Origin of the sequence: Nitrosomonas sp., assembly GCA_016703745.1 — a bacterium.
Lineage (GTDB): Bacteria > Pseudomonadota > Gammaproteobacteria > Burkholderiales > Nitrosomonadaceae > Nitrosomonas.
Window position 1 is genome coordinate 793,749 of the sequence record JADJBK010000006.1, and the last position, 18,246, is coordinate 811,994.

Consider the following 18,246-nt stretch of genomic DNA (forward strand, 5'->3'; position numbering starts at 1 on the left):
GTTCTGCAAAACCTTAGCCACCAAAATATCGACGTACTGCGGTTATGATCTTTTCAACATCTTCCGCCGCCAGTTGCGGACCCATGGGCAAGCTGAGAACTTCTTTTGCATAACGTGTTGCTATCGGTAAAGCAGTACGAATATTTAAATCGGCGTAGGCCTGCTGCAAATGGGGAGGAACCGGGTAATGGATCAGTGTTTCAATACCTGCTTGTTTCAATGCAGCCTGTAAGGCATCGCGTTCCGGAGTTCTTACAACGTACAGATGCCAGACGGAAGACTGATGCCGAGGCATATCGATCAAACTCAGGGGCAACTCTGCAAAAGCAGTGTGATACCGCTGCGCGATTTCCTGACGTCGTTTGTTCCATCGATCCAGATACTTCAACTTTATCGACAACACAGCGGCCTGCATAGGATCGAGACGGCTGTTGATGCCTCTCTCCTGATTATGGTATTTCACCTTGGAGCCATAATTGGCCAGCATACGTATGCGTTGTGCCAAACCATCATCATTCGTAGTGACGGCACCACCATCACCCAAAGCGCCCAGGTTTTTTCCGGGGTAAAAACTCCATGCAACGGCGTCACCGTGTGAACCGATCTTTCGGCCATTGACCGTTGCGCCATGTGCCTGCGCCGCATCTTCAATCACATATAAATTATGTTGCTTGGCAAGTAAACAGATCGCTTCGATATCGGCAGGTATTCCGTATAAGTGGACGGGGATAATAGCCCTGGTATGGTTTGTAATATATGGCGCAATATCAGAGGCATTGAGCACATATTGCCCTGAAGCGGGCTCGACTGGCAACGGCTCCGCACCAACCGCACTGACTGCTAACCAGGTAGCAATAAAGGTATGTGAAGGTACAATTACTTCATCGCCTGGTCCAATGTTTAAAGCCCGCAGGATTAAGGTTAACGCATCAAGGCCATTGCCCCCACCAATACAATTTCCTGCCCCGACATAGCTTGCAAAGAGCGCTTCAAAATCCTTAACCTCTGTACCGCCAATATATTGACCGGATCGACTGGCGCGCAACACCGCTTCGTCCAGCTCACTGGCCAGTGCATGATAGGCTGCCTTCAGATCTAGAAATGGAATCAAGAGCTGATCTGCCTAGGCCGCCGCCCAACGTGCGCGCATGAAATCTTCATACTTGCGATAATAATCTTCTTCACTATATTTATTGGAGGCCAGACACATCAATACGGAGCCTGAAGAAAAATTATCTATTTCGCGCCAGATCATCGGACAAACATATAGTCCGTAATACGAACGCGCCAAATGAAACTTGTGCTTGTTCTTGCCATCATCCAGGGTAATGTCAAAACTACCAGACATCGCCACGATAAACTGATGCAAGCCTTTGTGTGCATGCCCACCACGTTCTGCCCCACCGGGCACATCGTACACATGGTAAACCCGCTGGATATCAAACGGGATTTGCGAGCTGCTCTCGATAAATGTCAAATTGCCTTGCGGGTTATGAATTTTGGGTAGCTCGATAATTCTGCAATCTTCTAATGGCATAGTTGACTCCTTACATTTGCTTATATTTAAGCAATTTCTGCATTCAATAAATGGTGAAGGCCTTTTTTATGGAGATAATCCATGACCGTTTTGCCATACGTATCACGCATGTGGATATCTGCACCCACGTTTAACAAATACTGAAACACATCGTCATTTTGATGCGCCTCATAGTGACTTAAGGCATACATCAACGCGGTAGTGCCTTTGTAGTTGGTGCTGTTCACATCCAAGCCAAGCGCCAGTAACGCTTTCACAATAGGTAAATGCCCGTGATAGGCGGCGATGATTAAAGCATTCCAGCCGTGTTTATTGCGTGTGTCTAAATGTTGAATCCACTTGCAAGCCTGATGCACGGCTGCTAAATCGCCGACCTCACACGCCATCCACAGCACAGGCAAATAATCTTTGATGAGGTATATGTTGTAATCAATGGTAGCCAGTTCAAAGTACGATTCCGTTTCAGTTATCAGCGTACCCGGCTTGGCTGTGCTTTTAACCAGCTGAATGTGAGTACTTACTATTTGCCAATTTTGGTAGCATGGCATTTGGTATTCTCTAAAATGAAAGGCGCGCAATTGGTTGTGCACTTCGTAGGCCGTTTTACGCCAATCGATGGTCACGTTGGCAAAGTCGATGGCTTTTTTGCTGTAATACGAGGCGCCAATGGCAGGTTGTGGATAGGCTTCAAATTTTTGGGTCACTAACGCCGTTAAGTATGCTTCAAACAAGTCTTGCGCATGCTGCATTTGCTTTAAATAGAGGCTTCTCGCCGTGTCATCGCGCGTGATGGCCACGGTGGCTTGGCCAATGATATCACCAGTGTCGATGCCATCTTCGATGCAATGCAAGGTCACGCCGGTTTCAGTTTCGCCATTTAAAATCGCGTGAATGGCTGGGCATACGCCTTTGTATTTGGGCAGTTTAGAAAAATGGATGTTATACAGTTGCGTGGTCTTAAAACGCTTGGTGTTGATGATTTCATCAAACTGCAATGAGATAAACACCAAATCGTCCATCGCGTACAATGACTCCAAGGTCACACGGGGTACACCCAGTACTTTCGCTTGTTTAATTAACGAGGGTTGCCAGCCATCCACACCCGTATCGGCCTTGACGGGTAAATAACAAATCGGGTGGTTGGGAAACGCATTGACCGCATACGCCAATCCATGCACCGCAATGGCATTTTGCCCTGCGATGCAGATGGTGGGTAAGGCTGTTTTAAACTCTTTGTCCATGGTGTTAAAGGATTTGTATCGACAAATCTCCTGCGACTATTTTTTCGATGTTCAATTGCGTTAAGTAGGTGTTCCACACTGCTAAAAAGCTTTGTTTTAAGGCTTCGGAATACACTTCGTGCGCATCCAACACCGCTAGCATTTGTTGCCCTAGCGCGTCTTGTTGGTAGCGAACACGTACCGCATTACGCATCATACTGATACTGGCCCACGCTTCATCTGCCGATATCCAACGGTTTTCTACCGCAATTATGGCTAATGCAATCCACGCGTAATGGCCGCACTTGATGGTGTTGTTATTCAGTTTGCCCGTATTTTGTTCTGGATTGTTTCTAAAAATGCCTAATGGCGTTGGTATCCAAATCGCGGGCTTATGCTGTGCGGCTTGAATAAAACTACCAATGTCGTCCAAACCAAAATAACTGATGCCCTGCATGGACGGGTTAAGAATCACCTCGGCGGCCTCGCGACGAAACACCGCATGGCTAAACTCACCTAACTTATTGCTGCAACCAGGAATCAGCGCGTTTGCCATGGTGGCCGCATCAAAGTGTTGACTAAATACCTGGCTGGTGGCGTGATCAATCAACATGCCGAAAGGCTGACCGGTTTCAAGCGCGTTCCAGCGTGCACTGACGGATATCAGTGCCTCTTGTTTGGCATGCTCACGCATGTGCGTTTCATAAAAGGTTGGGTAAATTAAGTCGTCATCCATCAGGATGTGGAAAAACTCGGCCTCTTGCGCATAGCTTCTTGCCACATGATAAATATTTACAAAGCCGCCCTTTTTTGGACCAGGCACGACGGAAATATCGAGTTTTTTGTAAATATCCAATTGGGCTAGGCGCTGCACTAATGCCGTGACTTCATCGTTCGGGTTGTCGTCCGAAATCACCACTTTAAAGTGCGGATAGGTTTGCGTGGCCAAACTTAACAGCAGTTGCTCGATATAGTTGGGTTTGTAAGCTGGGATTAAGGTGCAAATCGTCGCCACTGGCTTGTCGGAGTGCGCTTTTGTTTTGATGCTAGCTTGTGGCTGTGCCTCTAGCTGAGGAGCAAGCTCCACTCTAAGCATTTGCGCGGTTTCTGCCGTCAAGCCAAACTCCTCGCCCAAACCAATCGCGCTATCTGCTTGCGCATATTCGCCAAGCAGCATCAAGGCATCAATGTAGCTGACCCAATATTGTTCTTGCTGGGGTGCTTGTTGCACCGCCCACTCTAACTGCATCAAGGCGTCGTCTAGCTTAGACTGTTGCGCCAACAATACCCCCAACTGGTGGTTGGCTTCGGCGTGATTGGGTTGCACTTTCAGTACTTCGCGCAACAACGCTTCGGCCATCGTCCAATCGCCCGCTTGCAGGCTTTCTTGCGCCAATTGCATCACATCGTTCATCGCGTCTAACAATGCCTGCTGGGTGTTGATTAAGTCGCTTAAGCCAGCTTGCTCCAAGGCTTGCAACAAGGCTGGCACGGCAATTTCAAAGTTGGCATGATGCAAGTCCGAACACGCCGCTGACGGCAGTGTTTTACCCAGCACATACGCTAAACGTTGGCCATTAGCCGTGGCGATATGGCTAAAGTACCAATAGTTGGCGTACTTAGTGTCGTTCATCAACACCAACACCTGTGCGCCTTTGGGTGCCCACAGCATATTCACCAAAGCCGCGCCAGAGGCTGACACAATGTAGTGTGCGCGACTAAATAACGTCACTTGTTGTATAAAGGTGAGCTTACTGGGGTCGATGCTGGTAAAGCCATTGGCGACTAACAAGGCTTCGATTTCTTGCTCGTTGACCATCACGCGCACATTGGTATTGCGGCCCGGCGTGCGTTTAATAAAGATTTTTGAGGGTAATTCGTCGTTAAGTGCGGGATCTACATGGGCTAAAAATGCCTCGCGTACTGCTTGCAATGCCAGTGGATGAAAAATCACGTGTGTTGGTTCCGACAATAAGTCTTTACCTTCGCCATGCAATGCTTTGGGCCGCTGAAACGCCACATTGGCCACCGGACTCACCCATAATGCCGATGGAAAACGGTTGACGGTCAGCGCATCTATCTTGATGATTTGTGCTGGGTCTATTCCCAACAAATATAGCGCCTCTAGCATGCTAGGGTAAGACAGCGCATCCAATAAAATGCGATATTCCGCCAAATCGACGCCAGCGTTTTTTAACAATACCAATTGTGGCAGATACTCGGTCAGCCAATGCGCATAGTTGTTAGAGCCATTGCCGATTAAATTGATGACCTTGTGCGCGTGTTCAAACTGGCCACGTACATTGCCATAACCAATCAAACCTTTCTCTCGCTGCATACTGCAAAAGCCCAAGCCCTGCTCTTGCGTCTCCCAGTAGTCAGGTGAAAAATGTTGGTGCACGATACTTTTGTTTTGAATAATCGGAAACGCAGCCGTGCCAATGACTTTAAAGTCTATGACCTCCGCCATGTACACCGGTGGATGCTTGAGGCTATGCTCCTGCGTGACCAATGGATTGGGCGAGGCATTTCCAAAAATCGGCACGGCTGGCGAGTTGCATTCGATGGCTGGTAGTAAGGATTTTGCTTGAAACGTGTTCACTACCTCGTCGACAGTAGCCAACTCAAAAATTAATACTTCATTCTCCCACTTGTTAAGGTATTGCTGATAATTACGTTGCCAAGCAGGTGTGCCAAATGCGCCACCGCTTTGATGCGTGAGTTGAATCGGCCACGTTCCCAGCGTTAAGTCGGCTGTTCTTGCGCTTCTACAGAAATCTAAATCATAAAAATGGAAATTGAACCGTGGATCAAAGGCAACTTGCCTGGTCGTCAGGGTTCGCTTCCTGACCGCCAAAAACACACCATCCAATAATTCGCACTCAGTCGGCACATCACCATAATCAGAAATTTTTCCTTGAGCGGTTTCTCCATGCGCAACCTTGCCACTTAAGTTCTCTTGCGTATCCCAGGTAAACTGGGTGTCTATAAATGCCCATGCCGGCTGTTTAGGTAATCGACGCTTATTACCAGCCACGCCGATGATGTCAAATTGATTCAGCCCAGCCAGCACGGCCTGCGTAAACTGTGCATCATCTATCCACACATCGTCGTGGATAAAAACCAAAATAGCCTCGTCATCGGCCTGTGCTATGGCGGCATTGAACACTTCGGACAAGCCACGCGTATTTTCGAACGTCACGTTGACACTTAAGTTTGGGTTTTGTATAAGCTGTGTTACCAGGGATTGCCCCAAGGCTGAATGTTGCCAAAAATCCTGTTCATTCATGCGGGTAGCGCTTACGATTTCAATGATCACTGCGACATCTTGCTGGCTCCGGTTTTGAGTTGGATTTTGCTCATCTGGGCTGGATTGAGCAGTGTTGATAAATTTTTTTGCCAGAATGGCGCATTTTTCTTGCCATAATTCTTGTAAAGCAGTCTCAAAATGACCAGCAAATCTTGCGCCATCGAATAAAGGTGATGTTTTCAGGCGTGCTCTCAAACCTGACCTCAATGTGGCAAGTCCAGTCAAATTGGCACTGAATGCAATTACTTTTTCAATATATTCCGTCTGATTCACGGCAACCCAGTCTGACAGACCAGCCGCCGTCATCAGGCTTGCTCCCTGTCTTGCAATCATGGTGTTACCAATCAAAGTCAGCGTTGGCACGCCCATCCACAATGCATCGCACGTCGTCGTGCCACCGGTAAACGGAAAAGTATCCAGGTTCATGTCGACTTCTGCATAGGAAGCAAAGTATGCCTCTCTCGATACTTGCCCCAGCAGGCTGATACGCTCGATATCAACGCCACTCCTTTGCAAGCGCTGTTTTACTTCGGCAATAATGGCTTCATCGGTGAATGATTTACATTGCCAGCGTAATCGTGCACTGGGGATCGCCTGCATCACTTTACCCCACAACTCCATTACTGCATTCCCCACCTTGGCAAGCTGTTGATAGCAACCTAACGTTACATATCCATTTTTGATTACGGGCAATTGCGCGATTTCCATTGCGATCTCAGGCTCGCTGAAGCATAAGCGCGTATCTGGCAGATACTTAATCTTTTCAGAAAACTGAATCTGGCATGACGATGGGAGACTGACTTCATCCGTCAGGCAATAATCGATTTCCGCCACGCCAGTGGTCGACCAGTATCCGAGCCAGGTGGCCTGTACGGGTGCCGGCCGCCATGCAAAAATGGGCAGTTTGTTGCCAGCGGTATGGCCAGACAGATCCAGCAGAACATGAATGCCGTCAGCATGGATCATCTCCGCAGCAGAACGATGATCATGTCCGACCAGTGATTTCCATTGCGTAAAATATGGTTTCAATTCCGCACTGACGCTATCTACACGCCCATCCGTCAAGTAAGCAACGAGAGCAATCTTTGAGGAATCGATATGTTGAATCACATTTTTGAGGAAATAGGCAACTGGATGCTGGCGTAAATCACCAGAAACCACGCCAACACGCAAATATTGATCTTGCGGATTAACGAGCCAGGTATCAAATTTTTGCTCCGCTTTTTTCGAGACAATGCGCCCGTACTCACGCGCAAGTGCCAGGTGGGATTCTGGAGCGAATTTTTCAGAGCACGTGGTCGAATATAAGAAATTGCTATATATGGAAAGCTGTTCTGGTGCCAAAACCAGAGACTGTTTCAGTATTTCAATGGCATTCTCAATCAGTCCTTGATCATGATACGCATTGCCTAAACTCAGGTAAGCATCGACATGACTGTTATCCAGTTCAATCGCTTTTTTTGAATACACCTCGGTCTGACTTGGCTTTCCGGCCAATCTTAATGTCTCACTGTAGTTTGATAAAGTTCTGACATTATTTGGTTGTATTGCCAAAGCCTGCTCAAAGGCTTCCTGCGCCTCTCCAATTTTCATTCTGGCAAGTAAAATAACCCCGAAATTGTTCCAGATGTCACTGATTGTGGAGGTTAACGCCAATGCCTGTCTGCAATAGATTTCTGCTTCTACATAACGATTCTGACCAGTTAAAATCGCTACCATGTTGTTCAAGGCTTCCGCAGTGGGTTCCCGAATACTCAGCGCCTTCCTGAGGCAGGCTTCTGCTTCTTTTGGCTTATCCCGATCTCTATAAAACAGTCCCAGGTTCTGATGAGCCACCACGTGGTTTGTATCGAGTTCTATGGCTTTCAGATAGGCAGTTTCTGCTTCCTGTTGGCGACCTTGCTCATTTAATATGATTGCCAACTGGTTATAGATATCAGCATCTTGCGAATCAATCCTCAATGCCTTACGGCAATATTCCTCAGCCTGTGTCAGATTTCCCAGTGCTCTATGGCATATGCCCAAATGTAAGTACACATCTACATCGTTTTCGCTCAATTTCAGAGATTTTTGGAACGACTTCAGCGCATCTTTAAATCGTTCTTGCGCATAAAGACAGAGTCCTAAATAAAAATGCATCTTTGCTTGCTGTGGTTCCAGTTTTAGCCCTTTTCTGTAGCTCGTTTCTGCTGACGTAAACTGCTTAAGATCTTTCAACACATGTGCCAGATTGAAATGCGCCTTGGCTAAACCCGGGGCTAATTTAATTGCTTTTTGGTAGCCAGCTTTCGCTGCTTCCAGCTGATTGGAATCACAATAAAAATTAGCCAGGTTGTAGTGCACTTCAGCATCTTTGGGCATGAGTGCTGCCGCTGTTTTAAGCGCCTCACCTGCTTTTTCCATGCTCTGCTCGTGATGGTGAATAACACCCAGCACTTTCCAGGCCATACCATGATTGGGAAAAATTTGCGTGAGCTTGATTGCCCGCATTTTTGCCTCTACCAATAACCCCTGATTGAAGTCATTAATAAGTCGGCTGATCTCTACAGCAGTAGGGTTGTTATTTTTTTTGTTCGCTTGTACTATTTTTTTGGCATGCAATTTTGTCGGACAGTTTTTTTCTTGCCGAACCAAGTGTTCCTGTTCTGTGGTAATCATGCCAATCCCTATTTGTTATTCAATCAATGCAGGCCGTATCGCGCCTTGCCATTATTAAAAAAATTGGATCTCAAGTACTGCTTAATAAAAGGGATAAAGCACGTCTAATTTGATTAGCCAGTCTGGTCCGTCCATTCAGAAACGTTTATTGAACAGGCTTATGGTGTATTTGAGAAAGCCACCTTGTTAAAGTTTGTCCTTCGCCTTCACTAAGCGCTGGCAGGCTACGAGGAAGACGGCGCGTATGCCAAAATACCATCAGGTGTTACACTTGAAAACTGAATCCGCGCCACATTACTCCATTACAGATCAAATTTGTATCAGTCAAAGTTAGTTACTACGTGGAATTTCAATATGATGCAAAAAAATAGATTGATGCTTCACTTTCCATTCTTACTCCTGATTCCTGTCTCAGGTTGCGTTCCTATGACCGTTACCGGTATAGGCATCAGTGCAAGCACTGGCACTCTAATGTTGGAAGATCGCCGTAGCAGCGGAGTTTTCATTGAAGACGAACAAATCAGGCTTGTAACAGCCCGCAGGATTCAAGAGAAATTCGGTGATGATGTGCACATAAACGTAACCAGCTTTAACCGCAATGTATTGCTGACAGGAGAAGCGTTAACCGAAACAACCAGAAATGAGATATTCAAACTAGCAGCAAATGTGAAAAATGTTCGTAATATCTTTAATGAAGTCGTAATCGCACCTCAGAGCTCTTTGACTACCAGAAGTAACGATGCCCTGATAACGTCAAAAATCAAGTCAGTATTTTTGAATAACGATTCCTTTCAAACCAATCACGTTAAAGTGGTTACTGAGCGCAATATGGTTTATCTAACAGGGATTGTCAAACGTGCTGAAGGAGAAAAAGCAGTCGAATTGGCTAGCGGAACGCCTGATGTGATTAAAGTTATAAAAGTTTTTGAGTATCTCGATTAGATTTGACCCCCAATGCTAGCGCCTGACTTTATTATCGCACTGGAGGAATCCATCCCTTCTGATCGATATTATCTTGATCCGGTAGATTGCTATGCCTATGCATACGATAACAGCAGAAAGATTTTTCCACCTGAGTGCGTTATTTTTCCGCAGACAACCGCAGAAGTTTCTCAATTAATTAATTTATGTCGTCTTTATCAAATCCCTGTGACGGCGCGTGGTCGCGGAACAGGCACCGCTGGAGGTAGCCTGCCGGAACGGGGCGGTGTTACCTTGTCTATGGAGCGGATGACACGGATTATTAGGGTCGATGCAACTAACCGTATGTTAGTTACTGAACCTGGTGCGCTTAATGAAAGCATACAGCTAGCTGCCAGACCACACGAACTTTTCTGGCCACCAGATCCTTCAAGTGCAGCTTATTCCACTATCGGAGGCAATCTTGCGACAAGTGCCGGCGGACCTCATGCCGTAAAATATGGAACTACGCGCGATCATGTTCTCGGCCTGACCGCAGTCACAGGAACAGGAGAAATTATCCAAACGGGTTGTTATACAACAAAAGGAGTGGTGGGTTACGACCTTACTCGTTTGTTGATCGGCTCTGAAGGTACACTTGCCATTATCACCGAAGCAACTCTCAAATTGACTCCCCTACCTGTCGCAAAAGGTGGGCTTACCGCTCACTACCGTGACAATATGAGCTGCGCACAGGCCGTCGTAAACATCATGCGGCAGGCACAAGGACCGAGCGCACTCGAGTTTCTCGATGCAGGCTCACTCTCACTGATTCGGTCAAGAGATCCCGAGATAGCGCCGTCTGCTTCAAATGCTATGCTGATGATTGAGATTGACGGAACCACAAGGGAGATTAAGAGCGTTACTGAACAACTGCTTCAAGCATGTCAAAATGATGGTTTATTAATAGCCTCTGCTTGCACCAGCACGGATCAGTTATGGAAAGCAAGGAAAATATTGTCGCCACTGTTGCGTGACATCGCGCCCAAAAAGATTAATGAAGATATTGTTGTACCCATCAGCAAAATACCTGATTTGTTGACAGGTCTATCACAACTCTGCAGTCATTACGAACTCAAGAATATCAATTTTGGGCATATTGGAAACGGTAACATTCATGTCAACCTATTGATAGATCCGGATGATTCTCGTGAACTTGAGAGAGCACATACTTGTTTAGATAAGATTTTTGATCTCGTTATTCAGTTACAAGGCACACTATCAGGTGAGCATGGCGTAGGATCAGAGAAACGAGCGTACATTAACAAAGAATTAAGTAACGCAACAATCACATTGATGCAGCGGGTAAAGCAGGCTTTTGATCCAGATAACATCCTGAATCCTGGAAAAATATTCCCACAATTATGATTGCAATCAGACAAAAAATTAGCGCTGAAAATACTTTATTCTCAGCGCTAAAATTGGAAACGATTGCATCAAGCTACCAACTTTATCTAGAAGTAAAAATAATGATCTACCAATAAAGCTGCAAACAAAATTGTTAGATAAAGTATCGAAAATCGAAAAGCCTCTCTGGCAATCTGATCCGTATAATTCAGATAAATCTTAACTGCGTAATACAGGAAGACAGCATCCAGTACCAATACACTCATCAAATAGATTAAACCACTCATTTGAGTCAGATAAGGCAGAAGCGTTACGATGCATAATATGATTGTATACAGCAGCACATGTAAGCGCGTAAAAGCATCGCCATGCGTTACCGGCAACATGGGCATACCAATTTTGGCATAGTCAGACTTACGATAAAGTGCCAGTGCCCAGAAATGAGGGGGGGTCCAAGCAAAGATAATCAAAAACAGTAATAATGCGTCAGCGGAAATTTCACCCGTTACCGCTGTCCATCCCAATACGGGTGGCATTGCACCTGATGCTCCACCAATCACGATATTTTGTGGAGTTAATGGTTTAAGTATTAATGTGTAGATAATCGCATAACCAACAAAAGTACCTAACGTTAACCACATAGTCAATGGATTAACCCATTGGTAAAGTATTAGCAATCCAGAACCACCAACCAGTGTCAGAAAAAATAATGTTTCAGGTACACTGACTTTACCTTGTGGTAATGGTCTACCTTTGGTGCGTGCCATAATCGCATCAAATTTATGCTCCACCAAGCAATTCAAAGCTGCTGCCGCACCAGCCACGAGAGAAATACCAACCGTACCAAAAATCAGGATATCAAGTGGGACAGCTCCGGGAACGGACAAAAGCATACCAATAACTGCTGTAAAGACAATCAGTGACACGACCCTCGGCTTGGTTAGCCGATAGAACTGCACCACCCTCGCAGAGGCATCTTCCCATGTTAATGAATTTGTAGTCATATCTCCCTCCTTTAGCAATTGCTGTTTAACTTAACTGAGTTACTGTATTTTTTATAAATCTCAAAGCAACATTACTAGCCTAGTGTTCCATATGAGACAGTTTTAACAACCGTTTTAAATCATCAATCATCTTCTTTGGATCTGGATTTTTGGAATATCGCATCATCAAATGTCCCATCGGATCTATCACATAAATATGATCCTGCTGACTTTCCACATAAGGAAATTCTGATAACAAATCTTTTTGCTTAGCCAATACAAGTTGAGTTCCTTCGTATTGATCAACGAGAAGGGAATCTGGAATAACATCATCATTAATCAACCAAACTCGTTCCACACGATCCTTATCGACATGGGTTGCTAAACGAAGCTGACGCATTAAATAGAGTTTATCCTGACAAGGTTGATCACAATTCCCGGAATCAATTACTAATAACGTCCACATTCCTTTTAACTGCTTTACTCTAAAAATCGTATTGTCTTCAAGATTTGTCGCATCACCTTCTATCCGTTTCAGTTCTAATAATTCACCATAATTAACCGTACCTTCCGGACGAAGATTGTAAGTATGAAATATGTAAGAAGCGATCACTGGTGATAATATCAGCAGCATCAGCAGAATTAACTGTAATCTACCCCTGCGGGTCTTTTCGTTTGACATTGAGTACTATATAGATAAGAAGTGTTGCTGCCGCCAAAGAAAACCACTGAAGAGCATAGCCAAGATTCTTGGCTGCACCAGAATCAGGTCGTTCCCATTTTCTAATCAGGTGATCCATTACCCAATCATGATTTTCCTCTTGAAGCAGTAAAGCTGGCTGAAGAACTATGCCGGTAATTTCTTGATAGCGTGCTAATTCAAAATTCTGCCAAACCTTGCCACTCACCTGATCCTGTGAGAGCGCAATGGCCTTAATATTTGGAGAAACCACTGTACCAACAATATCAATGTTCTCGACTGAAGTGTTTATTTCAGGAAAATCTACCCGATTTGCATTTGCTGCAATCCAACCACGATTAACTAACACATGCATATCACTGTTCTCAATTCGTAATGGAGTCAAAACATGATAGCCAGCCACGCCGTTGTAGACTTTATTATCCAGCAATGCCGTTAGCTCCGGCACGAAATAACCGCGCACCTCAGCTCGACGATATTGTATGCTCTCAAAATCAATCAATACTGACGGGATTGTTATCGCAGGCTGTTTTGCAAATGCTTCTAGCTTTGAGAATCGGGTTTCTTTTTCCTCTGCTCGTGATAGCTGCCAATAACCCAGTCGCATAAACAGAGCAAATGCAAGTATCGCGATGAACAGCAACCATAAGTTAGGTTTAAATTGATAATTCCGAATTCTCACTTGTTACCTGCCAAACCTAACGTTAGACTTCTAACCCGATACGACTTATATACTTTTTCAAGCCATACCGGGTTATTCTGTAATGCTTACTTTGATTTATTAATTAAATCAAACTAGATACACAAATATAAATAAACCCAACCACACCACATCCACAAAGTGCCAATACCATGCCACACCTTCAAAACCAAAATGATGTTCGGGTTTAAAATGTCCAGCCGCACTTCTGAAGTAAATTACAATCAACATGATCGTACCAAGTGTCACATGAAAGCCATGGAAACCTGTCAGCATATAGAATGTCGAACCGTAAGCCCCGCTGGTAAGTCTCAGGTTTAGATCAGCGTAAGCGTGGCCGTATTCATAAATCTGAAACCCAAGAAAGGTTATCCCTAGCGCAACGGTTGCCAACATCCATAATTTAAGTCCACCACGGTCATTTTTTTGCAATGCCCAATGCGCAAGAGTAATAGTCACTCCAGAGGACAGCAGCAAAAAGGTATTGATGGCGGGGATTCCCCACGCACCCATAGGGGTAAAATTATTCGCAAAGCCAGGGCCTGCCGTTGGCCAATCACCAGCAAAATTTGGCCACAACAGGGCTTGATCCACTCCACCGACACCCTCACCGGATAACCAAGGCAGGGAAAAAGTACGCATATAATACAGCGCGCCAAAAAAAGCAGCAAAAAACATGACTTCCGATAAAATAAACCAAGTCATTCCCCACCTGAACGATTTATCTTCCTGAGCATGATATATACCAGCTTCGCTTTCGCGAATAACATCTCCGAACCAACCAAATAGCATATAGACAAGTATTGCAAATCCTATTGCCAACAAGCCATAACCGAGTGGTAATTTATTCATGGTGAGCGCTGCACCAAAACCCATGAATACCAATGCAGACGACCCGACTATAGGCCATTTTGATGGTGCTGGCACATAATAATGCCCTGTTGCTTGACTCATTATATCCTCCTGTATTTGATTTCTATTTCAACTTGTTACAATACGCACGAGCAAAATCAGGCTCGCAACAAATATCAAACAACCAACGATACCGCCGACAACTGCCTGTAATAGCGTTATTTTGGCTGCATCACTCTCCAGATCCCCTTGTTTTCTGATACCAATAAAAGAGAAGAAAACCGCCTTTGCTACTTGTATTACGGTTGCCTTACCCGTGTCACGTTCAGTCAATACTGGCTCCTGGCGTTTTAAATCCAATTAGATCAATCCCTCATCAAGGAAAAAAATGTATATGACAGCGTAGCTGTATGTACATCTTTAGGAAGATCAGGGTCTATTACAAACCTGACAGACAGCTGTCTACTTTCGCCACCTTCAAGATCCTGACGAGTAAAACAAAAACACTCAAACTTTTTTAGATAACGTTCAAGATTTCTGGGGCTATAGCTTGGAATAGCTTGACCAGCCAGAGTTTTGTCTGACTGATTACTGATTTCGTATTTAACTTCTGCTGATTTACCTGGATGCACTTGTATAGCGGACTGCAAAGGTCTGAAGCTCCAAGGCAGCCCGCGTACATTTGCATCTAGCTGAATATTGATTACTCTGGTTTCATCAACCTTTGTAGATTTATCCAGCACATCCGGTCGTTGCAATTCATATATTCCCGTTACCTCACAAAACTTCTCATAAAGAGGAACCATTGCATATCCAAACCCAAACATCACCACGCTGAAAATTAATAGCTTTCTCAGCATTTCTGCATTAACTCTGGACTCGCTTAGTTTCATTGCTTGGAGGTAACGGTAATTATATAAATAACGATGAATGTGACCAGCAAAACCAACGCCGTCAATATTTTTCTTCGTTTCAGCTTAGTATCGTTGTTATCATCCACACCAAGATCGCTCTTTAAAATTTAACGACTGGTGGTGTTGCGAAACTATGATACGGTGCTGGCGTAGGCAAATGCGTCCACTCCAATGTTTTAGCACCTTCCCACGGTAAATCAGGCGCTTTCTCACCGCTACGAACACACTTAATAACGATATAGACAAACAACAACTGAGTTAAGCCAAATCCAAACGCTCCAATACTGGAAATCATGTTGAAATCCGCAAATTGCAGAGCATAATCAGGGATTCTGCGTGGCATTCCTGCCAAACCCAAGAAGTGCTGAACAAAGAAAGTAACATTGAAAAATACCATGGACAGCCAGAAATGCCATTTTCCAAGGGTTTCGTCATACATGTGACCCGACCATTTTGGTAACCAGTAGTACGCACCAGCAAACAAAGCAAAGAGCGAGCCTGAAACCAACACGTAATGGAAATGCGCGATTACGTAGTAGGTATCCTGCACCTGAATATCGATAGGAACAAGCGCACAAACCACACCACTGAATCCACCAATAACAAACAAGAAAATAAACCCGATTGAGAACAGCATCGGGGTTTCAAATGTCATTGATCCCTGCCACATGGTAGCCGTCCAATTAAACACTTTCACCCCAGTAGGCACTGCGATCAACATTGTTGCATACATAAAAAATAGCTGACCCACTGTCGGCATTCCAACGGTGAACATATGATGCGCCCAGACGATACAAGACAAAATCGCAATTGAAGCCGTAGCGTATACCATTGATGAATAACCGAATAATGGCTTCCGCGAAAAGGTTGGGATAACCTCAGAAACAATGCCAAATGAAGGCAATATCATGATGTATACCTCTGGATGACCAAAAAACCAGAAAACATGCTGAAACAGCACAGGGTCACCACCACCAGCGGCATTAAAGAAACTGGTACCAAAGTGACGATCTGTCAGCAGCATAGTCACCGTACCTGCCAGTACAGGCATCACCAACACCAATAAATAGGCCGTAATGAGCCACGTCCACACAAACATCGGCATTTTCATAAGCGTCATGCCAGGTGCGCGCATGTTCAGAATAGTCGTAATGATATTGATTGCGCCCATGATGGATGAAGCACCCAGGATATGGACTGCAAAAATCATCATATCGACACCCAATCCACCCTGAGTAGAAAGAGGGGGATAAAATGTCCATCCACCTGCAGCCGCACCACCCGGCACAAAAAATGAAGCAATTAACAGTGATCCTGCTACGGGTAGAAGCCAGAAACTCCAGTTATTCATCCGTGCAAATGCCATATCTGGCGCACCGATCATCATAGGCACCTGCCAGTTAGCAAATCCGACAAAAGCAGGCATGATCGCACCAAACACCATAATTAAGCCATGCAGCGTAGTAAATGAATTAAATACCTCGGGTTCAAATATTTGCAAACCCGGCATAAACAGCTCGGCTCGCACACCCATTATCAAAAATCCACCAACAAATAGCATGGTCAGACTAAAACATAGATACATTGTGCCGATATCTTTATGATTCGTCGCACCTAACCAACGCATGATACCGGTTGGGTGGTCATGTATATGACCATGCACATCTTGAACTACCGCCATTTTATTTCCTCCTTAATAAATCAACCTATCAACACGACCTACAAATTTCTGACGAGAATAGTTATTACTCTGCAGCAGCGCTAACAATTGCGGCACTGGTATCAATAGCCGCCGTTTTTAGCTGATTAGCGACCCATTGTGCATACTGTTGCTCCTCGACTACCTCAACCACGATTGGCATAAACCCGTGCTCTTTTCCACACAATTCAGCACATTGCCCACGATAAATGCCAACATTATCTGCTGTAAACCAGGTGTCTCGAATAAATCCTGGAATGGCATCCTGCTTAACTCCCAGTGCGGGAACCCACCAAGCATGAATGACGTCATTTGCTGTTAAGATTATCCTGATTTTTTTTCCAACTGGAACCACTAAACGATTATTCACTTCCAGCAGATAATTTTCACCTTTTGGTGTCTCATTACGTATCTCTGACTGTGAAGTTGCCAATTGACTGTAGAACTTGATACCCTCACCCTCACCCTGAAGATAATCGTAACTCCACATCCACTGATAACCCGTTACCTTAACTGTAATATCCGCCTCGGTAGTATCCTTCATGGCCATAACTGTTTTGGTAGCTGGCCAAGCCATTAAAACAAGAATAATGCAAGGAATGGCTGTCCAAAGGATCTCAACTGCAGTACTGTGATGAAAATTTGCTGCTTTATATCCAACTGACTTTCGATGTTTGACGATGGAATAGCCCATTACCCCAAATACAGCTACAAAAATAACCAGACAGATCCATAATGCCCAGATATGCTGATCGTATATCTGCTGAGCGATGGTGGTCTGTGGCTCCGGAAGATTATACTTACTTGACACCGCTGAACTCGAATAGACACCAAGACCCATTAATGCTACCCAGAACGATAACAGTTTACTGCTCATAATTTAACACCCCCCACGTTAATCAACTAATTACAAATTATTACGTTACGTACATCGTTTTTAAAATCTTGCCAAACCCAAATTCATTTTATCTATGTAAACAGACAACCTCGGAACTAACGATCATCTCAGGCGAAAGTCTAGCACTCCAAAAATACAACCGCAAGGAATAATCATGATTTTTATAGGAAAATTACCCTATTATCACTATGGTGATTCGCTATCCCAGCAGCCAACATTTTCTAATTCCTACTACTTTTGACTGCTTTCGTATTATATGCAACCTTTGGACTATCTCTCTAAATTCTAATTTACAGCACTAATATGTCCTTTATTTCAGATCAGAAATAGCCATTAGTTAATCGTGGTTATTCGTCTTGATGATAGAATAACAGCTGGGTAAAATAGACTCCACCGATAGTCATTGCAACTTTTATCGAGAGAAACTAATCCCAGTACATGTAAACTTTTTTAGCACCCAAAGTTTTT

The 18,246-nt window shown here is 44.6% G+C and carries 14 protein-coding genes; 2 read left to right on the forward strand and 12 right to left on the reverse strand.

Annotated elements, in window-relative coordinates; genetic code table 11:
* Nucleotides 1-13: 13 nt before the first annotated feature.
* The 4 genes from IPG31_04705 to IPG31_04720 are packed head-to-tail and all read right to left on the reverse strand — an operon-like array spanning nt 14 to nt 8,725.
* Nucleotides 14-1,111, reverse strand: a complete 1,098-nt coding sequence (locus IPG31_04705) for a DegT/DnrJ/EryC1/StrS family aminotransferase (GenBank protein MBK6617686.1) — start codon at nt 1,109-1,111, stop codon at nt 14-16.
* A gap of 12 nt (nt 1,112-1,123) precedes the next feature.
* The gene (locus IPG31_04710; protein MBK6617687.1) at nt 1,124-1,537 is read right to left on the reverse strand and encodes a WxcM-like domain-containing protein; all 414 of its coding nucleotides are present in this window, start codon (nt 1,535-1,537) and stop codon (nt 1,124-1,126) included.
* Between the two features lie 26 nt (nt 1,538-1,563).
* Nucleotides 1,564-2,778 carry an ankyrin repeat domain-containing protein gene (locus tag IPG31_04715; protein MBK6617688.1) on the reverse strand — a complete coding sequence of 405 codons (1,215 nt, stop codon included), beginning with the start codon at nt 2,776-2,778 and terminating at the stop codon, nt 1,564-1,566.
* Between the two features lie 4 nt (nt 2,779-2,782).
* Entirely contained in the window at nt 2,783-8,725 is a 5,943-nt protein-coding gene (locus tag IPG31_04720; GenBank protein MBK6617689.1) for a tetratricopeptide repeat protein, read from the reverse strand.
* A gap of 426 nt (nt 8,726-9,151) precedes the next feature.
* On the opposite strand from IPG31_04720, the gene IPG31_04725 reads away from it, so the two are divergent.
* Nucleotides 9,152-9,667: a BON domain-containing protein gene (locus IPG31_04725; GenBank protein ID MBK6617690.1), complete on the forward strand. Its 516-nt coding sequence runs from the start codon at nt 9,152-9,154 to the stop codon at nt 9,665-9,667.
* A gap of 12 nt (nt 9,668-9,679) precedes the next feature.
* Nucleotides 9,680-11,053: an FAD-binding protein gene (locus IPG31_04730; GenBank protein MBK6617691.1), complete on the forward strand. Its 1,374-nt coding sequence runs from the start codon at nt 9,680-9,682 to the stop codon at nt 11,051-11,053.
* 86 nt (nt 11,054-11,139) lie between these two features.
* Here the strand turns inward: IPG31_04730 and IPG31_04735 are convergent, their stop codons facing one another.
* The 8 genes from IPG31_04735 to coxB all read right to left on the reverse strand — a co-directional run bounded on the left by IPG31_04735 (nt 11,140) and on the right by coxB (nt 17,757).
* Nucleotides 11,140-12,036, reverse strand: coding sequence for a protoheme IX farnesyltransferase (locus tag IPG31_04735; protein ID MBK6617692.1), 897 nt, complete (start codon nt 12,034-12,036; stop codon nt 11,140-11,142).
* Between the two features lie 79 nt (nt 12,037-12,115).
* Nucleotides 12,116-12,697, reverse strand: a complete 582-nt coding sequence (locus IPG31_04740; GenBank protein ID MBK6617693.1) for a hypothetical protein — start codon at nt 12,695-12,697, stop codon at nt 12,116-12,118.
* Nucleotides 12,669-13,322 carry an SURF1 family protein gene (locus IPG31_04745; protein MBK6617694.1) on the reverse strand — a complete coding sequence of 218 codons (654 nt, stop codon included), beginning with the start codon at nt 13,320-13,322 and terminating at the stop codon, nt 12,669-12,671. Before IPG31_04745 ends, IPG31_04740 begins: the two co-directional genes overlap by 29 nt.
* 183 nt (nt 13,323-13,505) lie before the next feature.
* Nucleotides 13,506-14,369, reverse strand: a complete 864-nt coding sequence (locus tag IPG31_04750) for a cytochrome c oxidase subunit 3 (protein MBK6617695.1) — start codon at nt 14,367-14,369, stop codon at nt 13,506-13,508.
* Nucleotides 14,370-14,396: 27 nt separating this feature from the next.
* Nucleotides 14,397-14,600 (reverse strand): DUF2970 domain-containing protein, encoded by a 204-nt coding sequence (locus IPG31_04755; GenBank protein MBK6617696.1) that lies wholly within the window; start codon nt 14,598-14,600, stop codon nt 14,397-14,399.
* A 32-nt stretch (nt 14,601-14,632) separates the two neighbouring features.
* The gene (locus tag IPG31_04760) at nt 14,633-15,160 is read right to left on the reverse strand and encodes a cytochrome c oxidase assembly protein (protein ID MBK6617697.1); all 528 of its coding nucleotides are present in this window, start codon (nt 15,158-15,160) and stop codon (nt 14,633-14,635) included.
* 121 nt (nt 15,161-15,281) lie between these two features.
* Complete coding sequence (gene ctaD, locus IPG31_04765; GenBank protein ID MBK6617698.1) at nt 15,282-16,862, reverse strand: cytochrome c oxidase subunit I; 1,581 nt, start codon at nt 16,860-16,862, stop codon at nt 15,282-15,284.
* A 64-nt stretch (nt 16,863-16,926) separates the two neighbouring features.
* Nucleotides 16,927-17,757, reverse strand: a complete 831-nt coding sequence (coxB, locus tag IPG31_04770; GenBank protein MBK6617699.1) for a cytochrome c oxidase subunit II — start codon at nt 17,755-17,757, stop codon at nt 16,927-16,929.
* Nucleotides 17,758-18,246 lie beyond the last annotated feature (489 nt).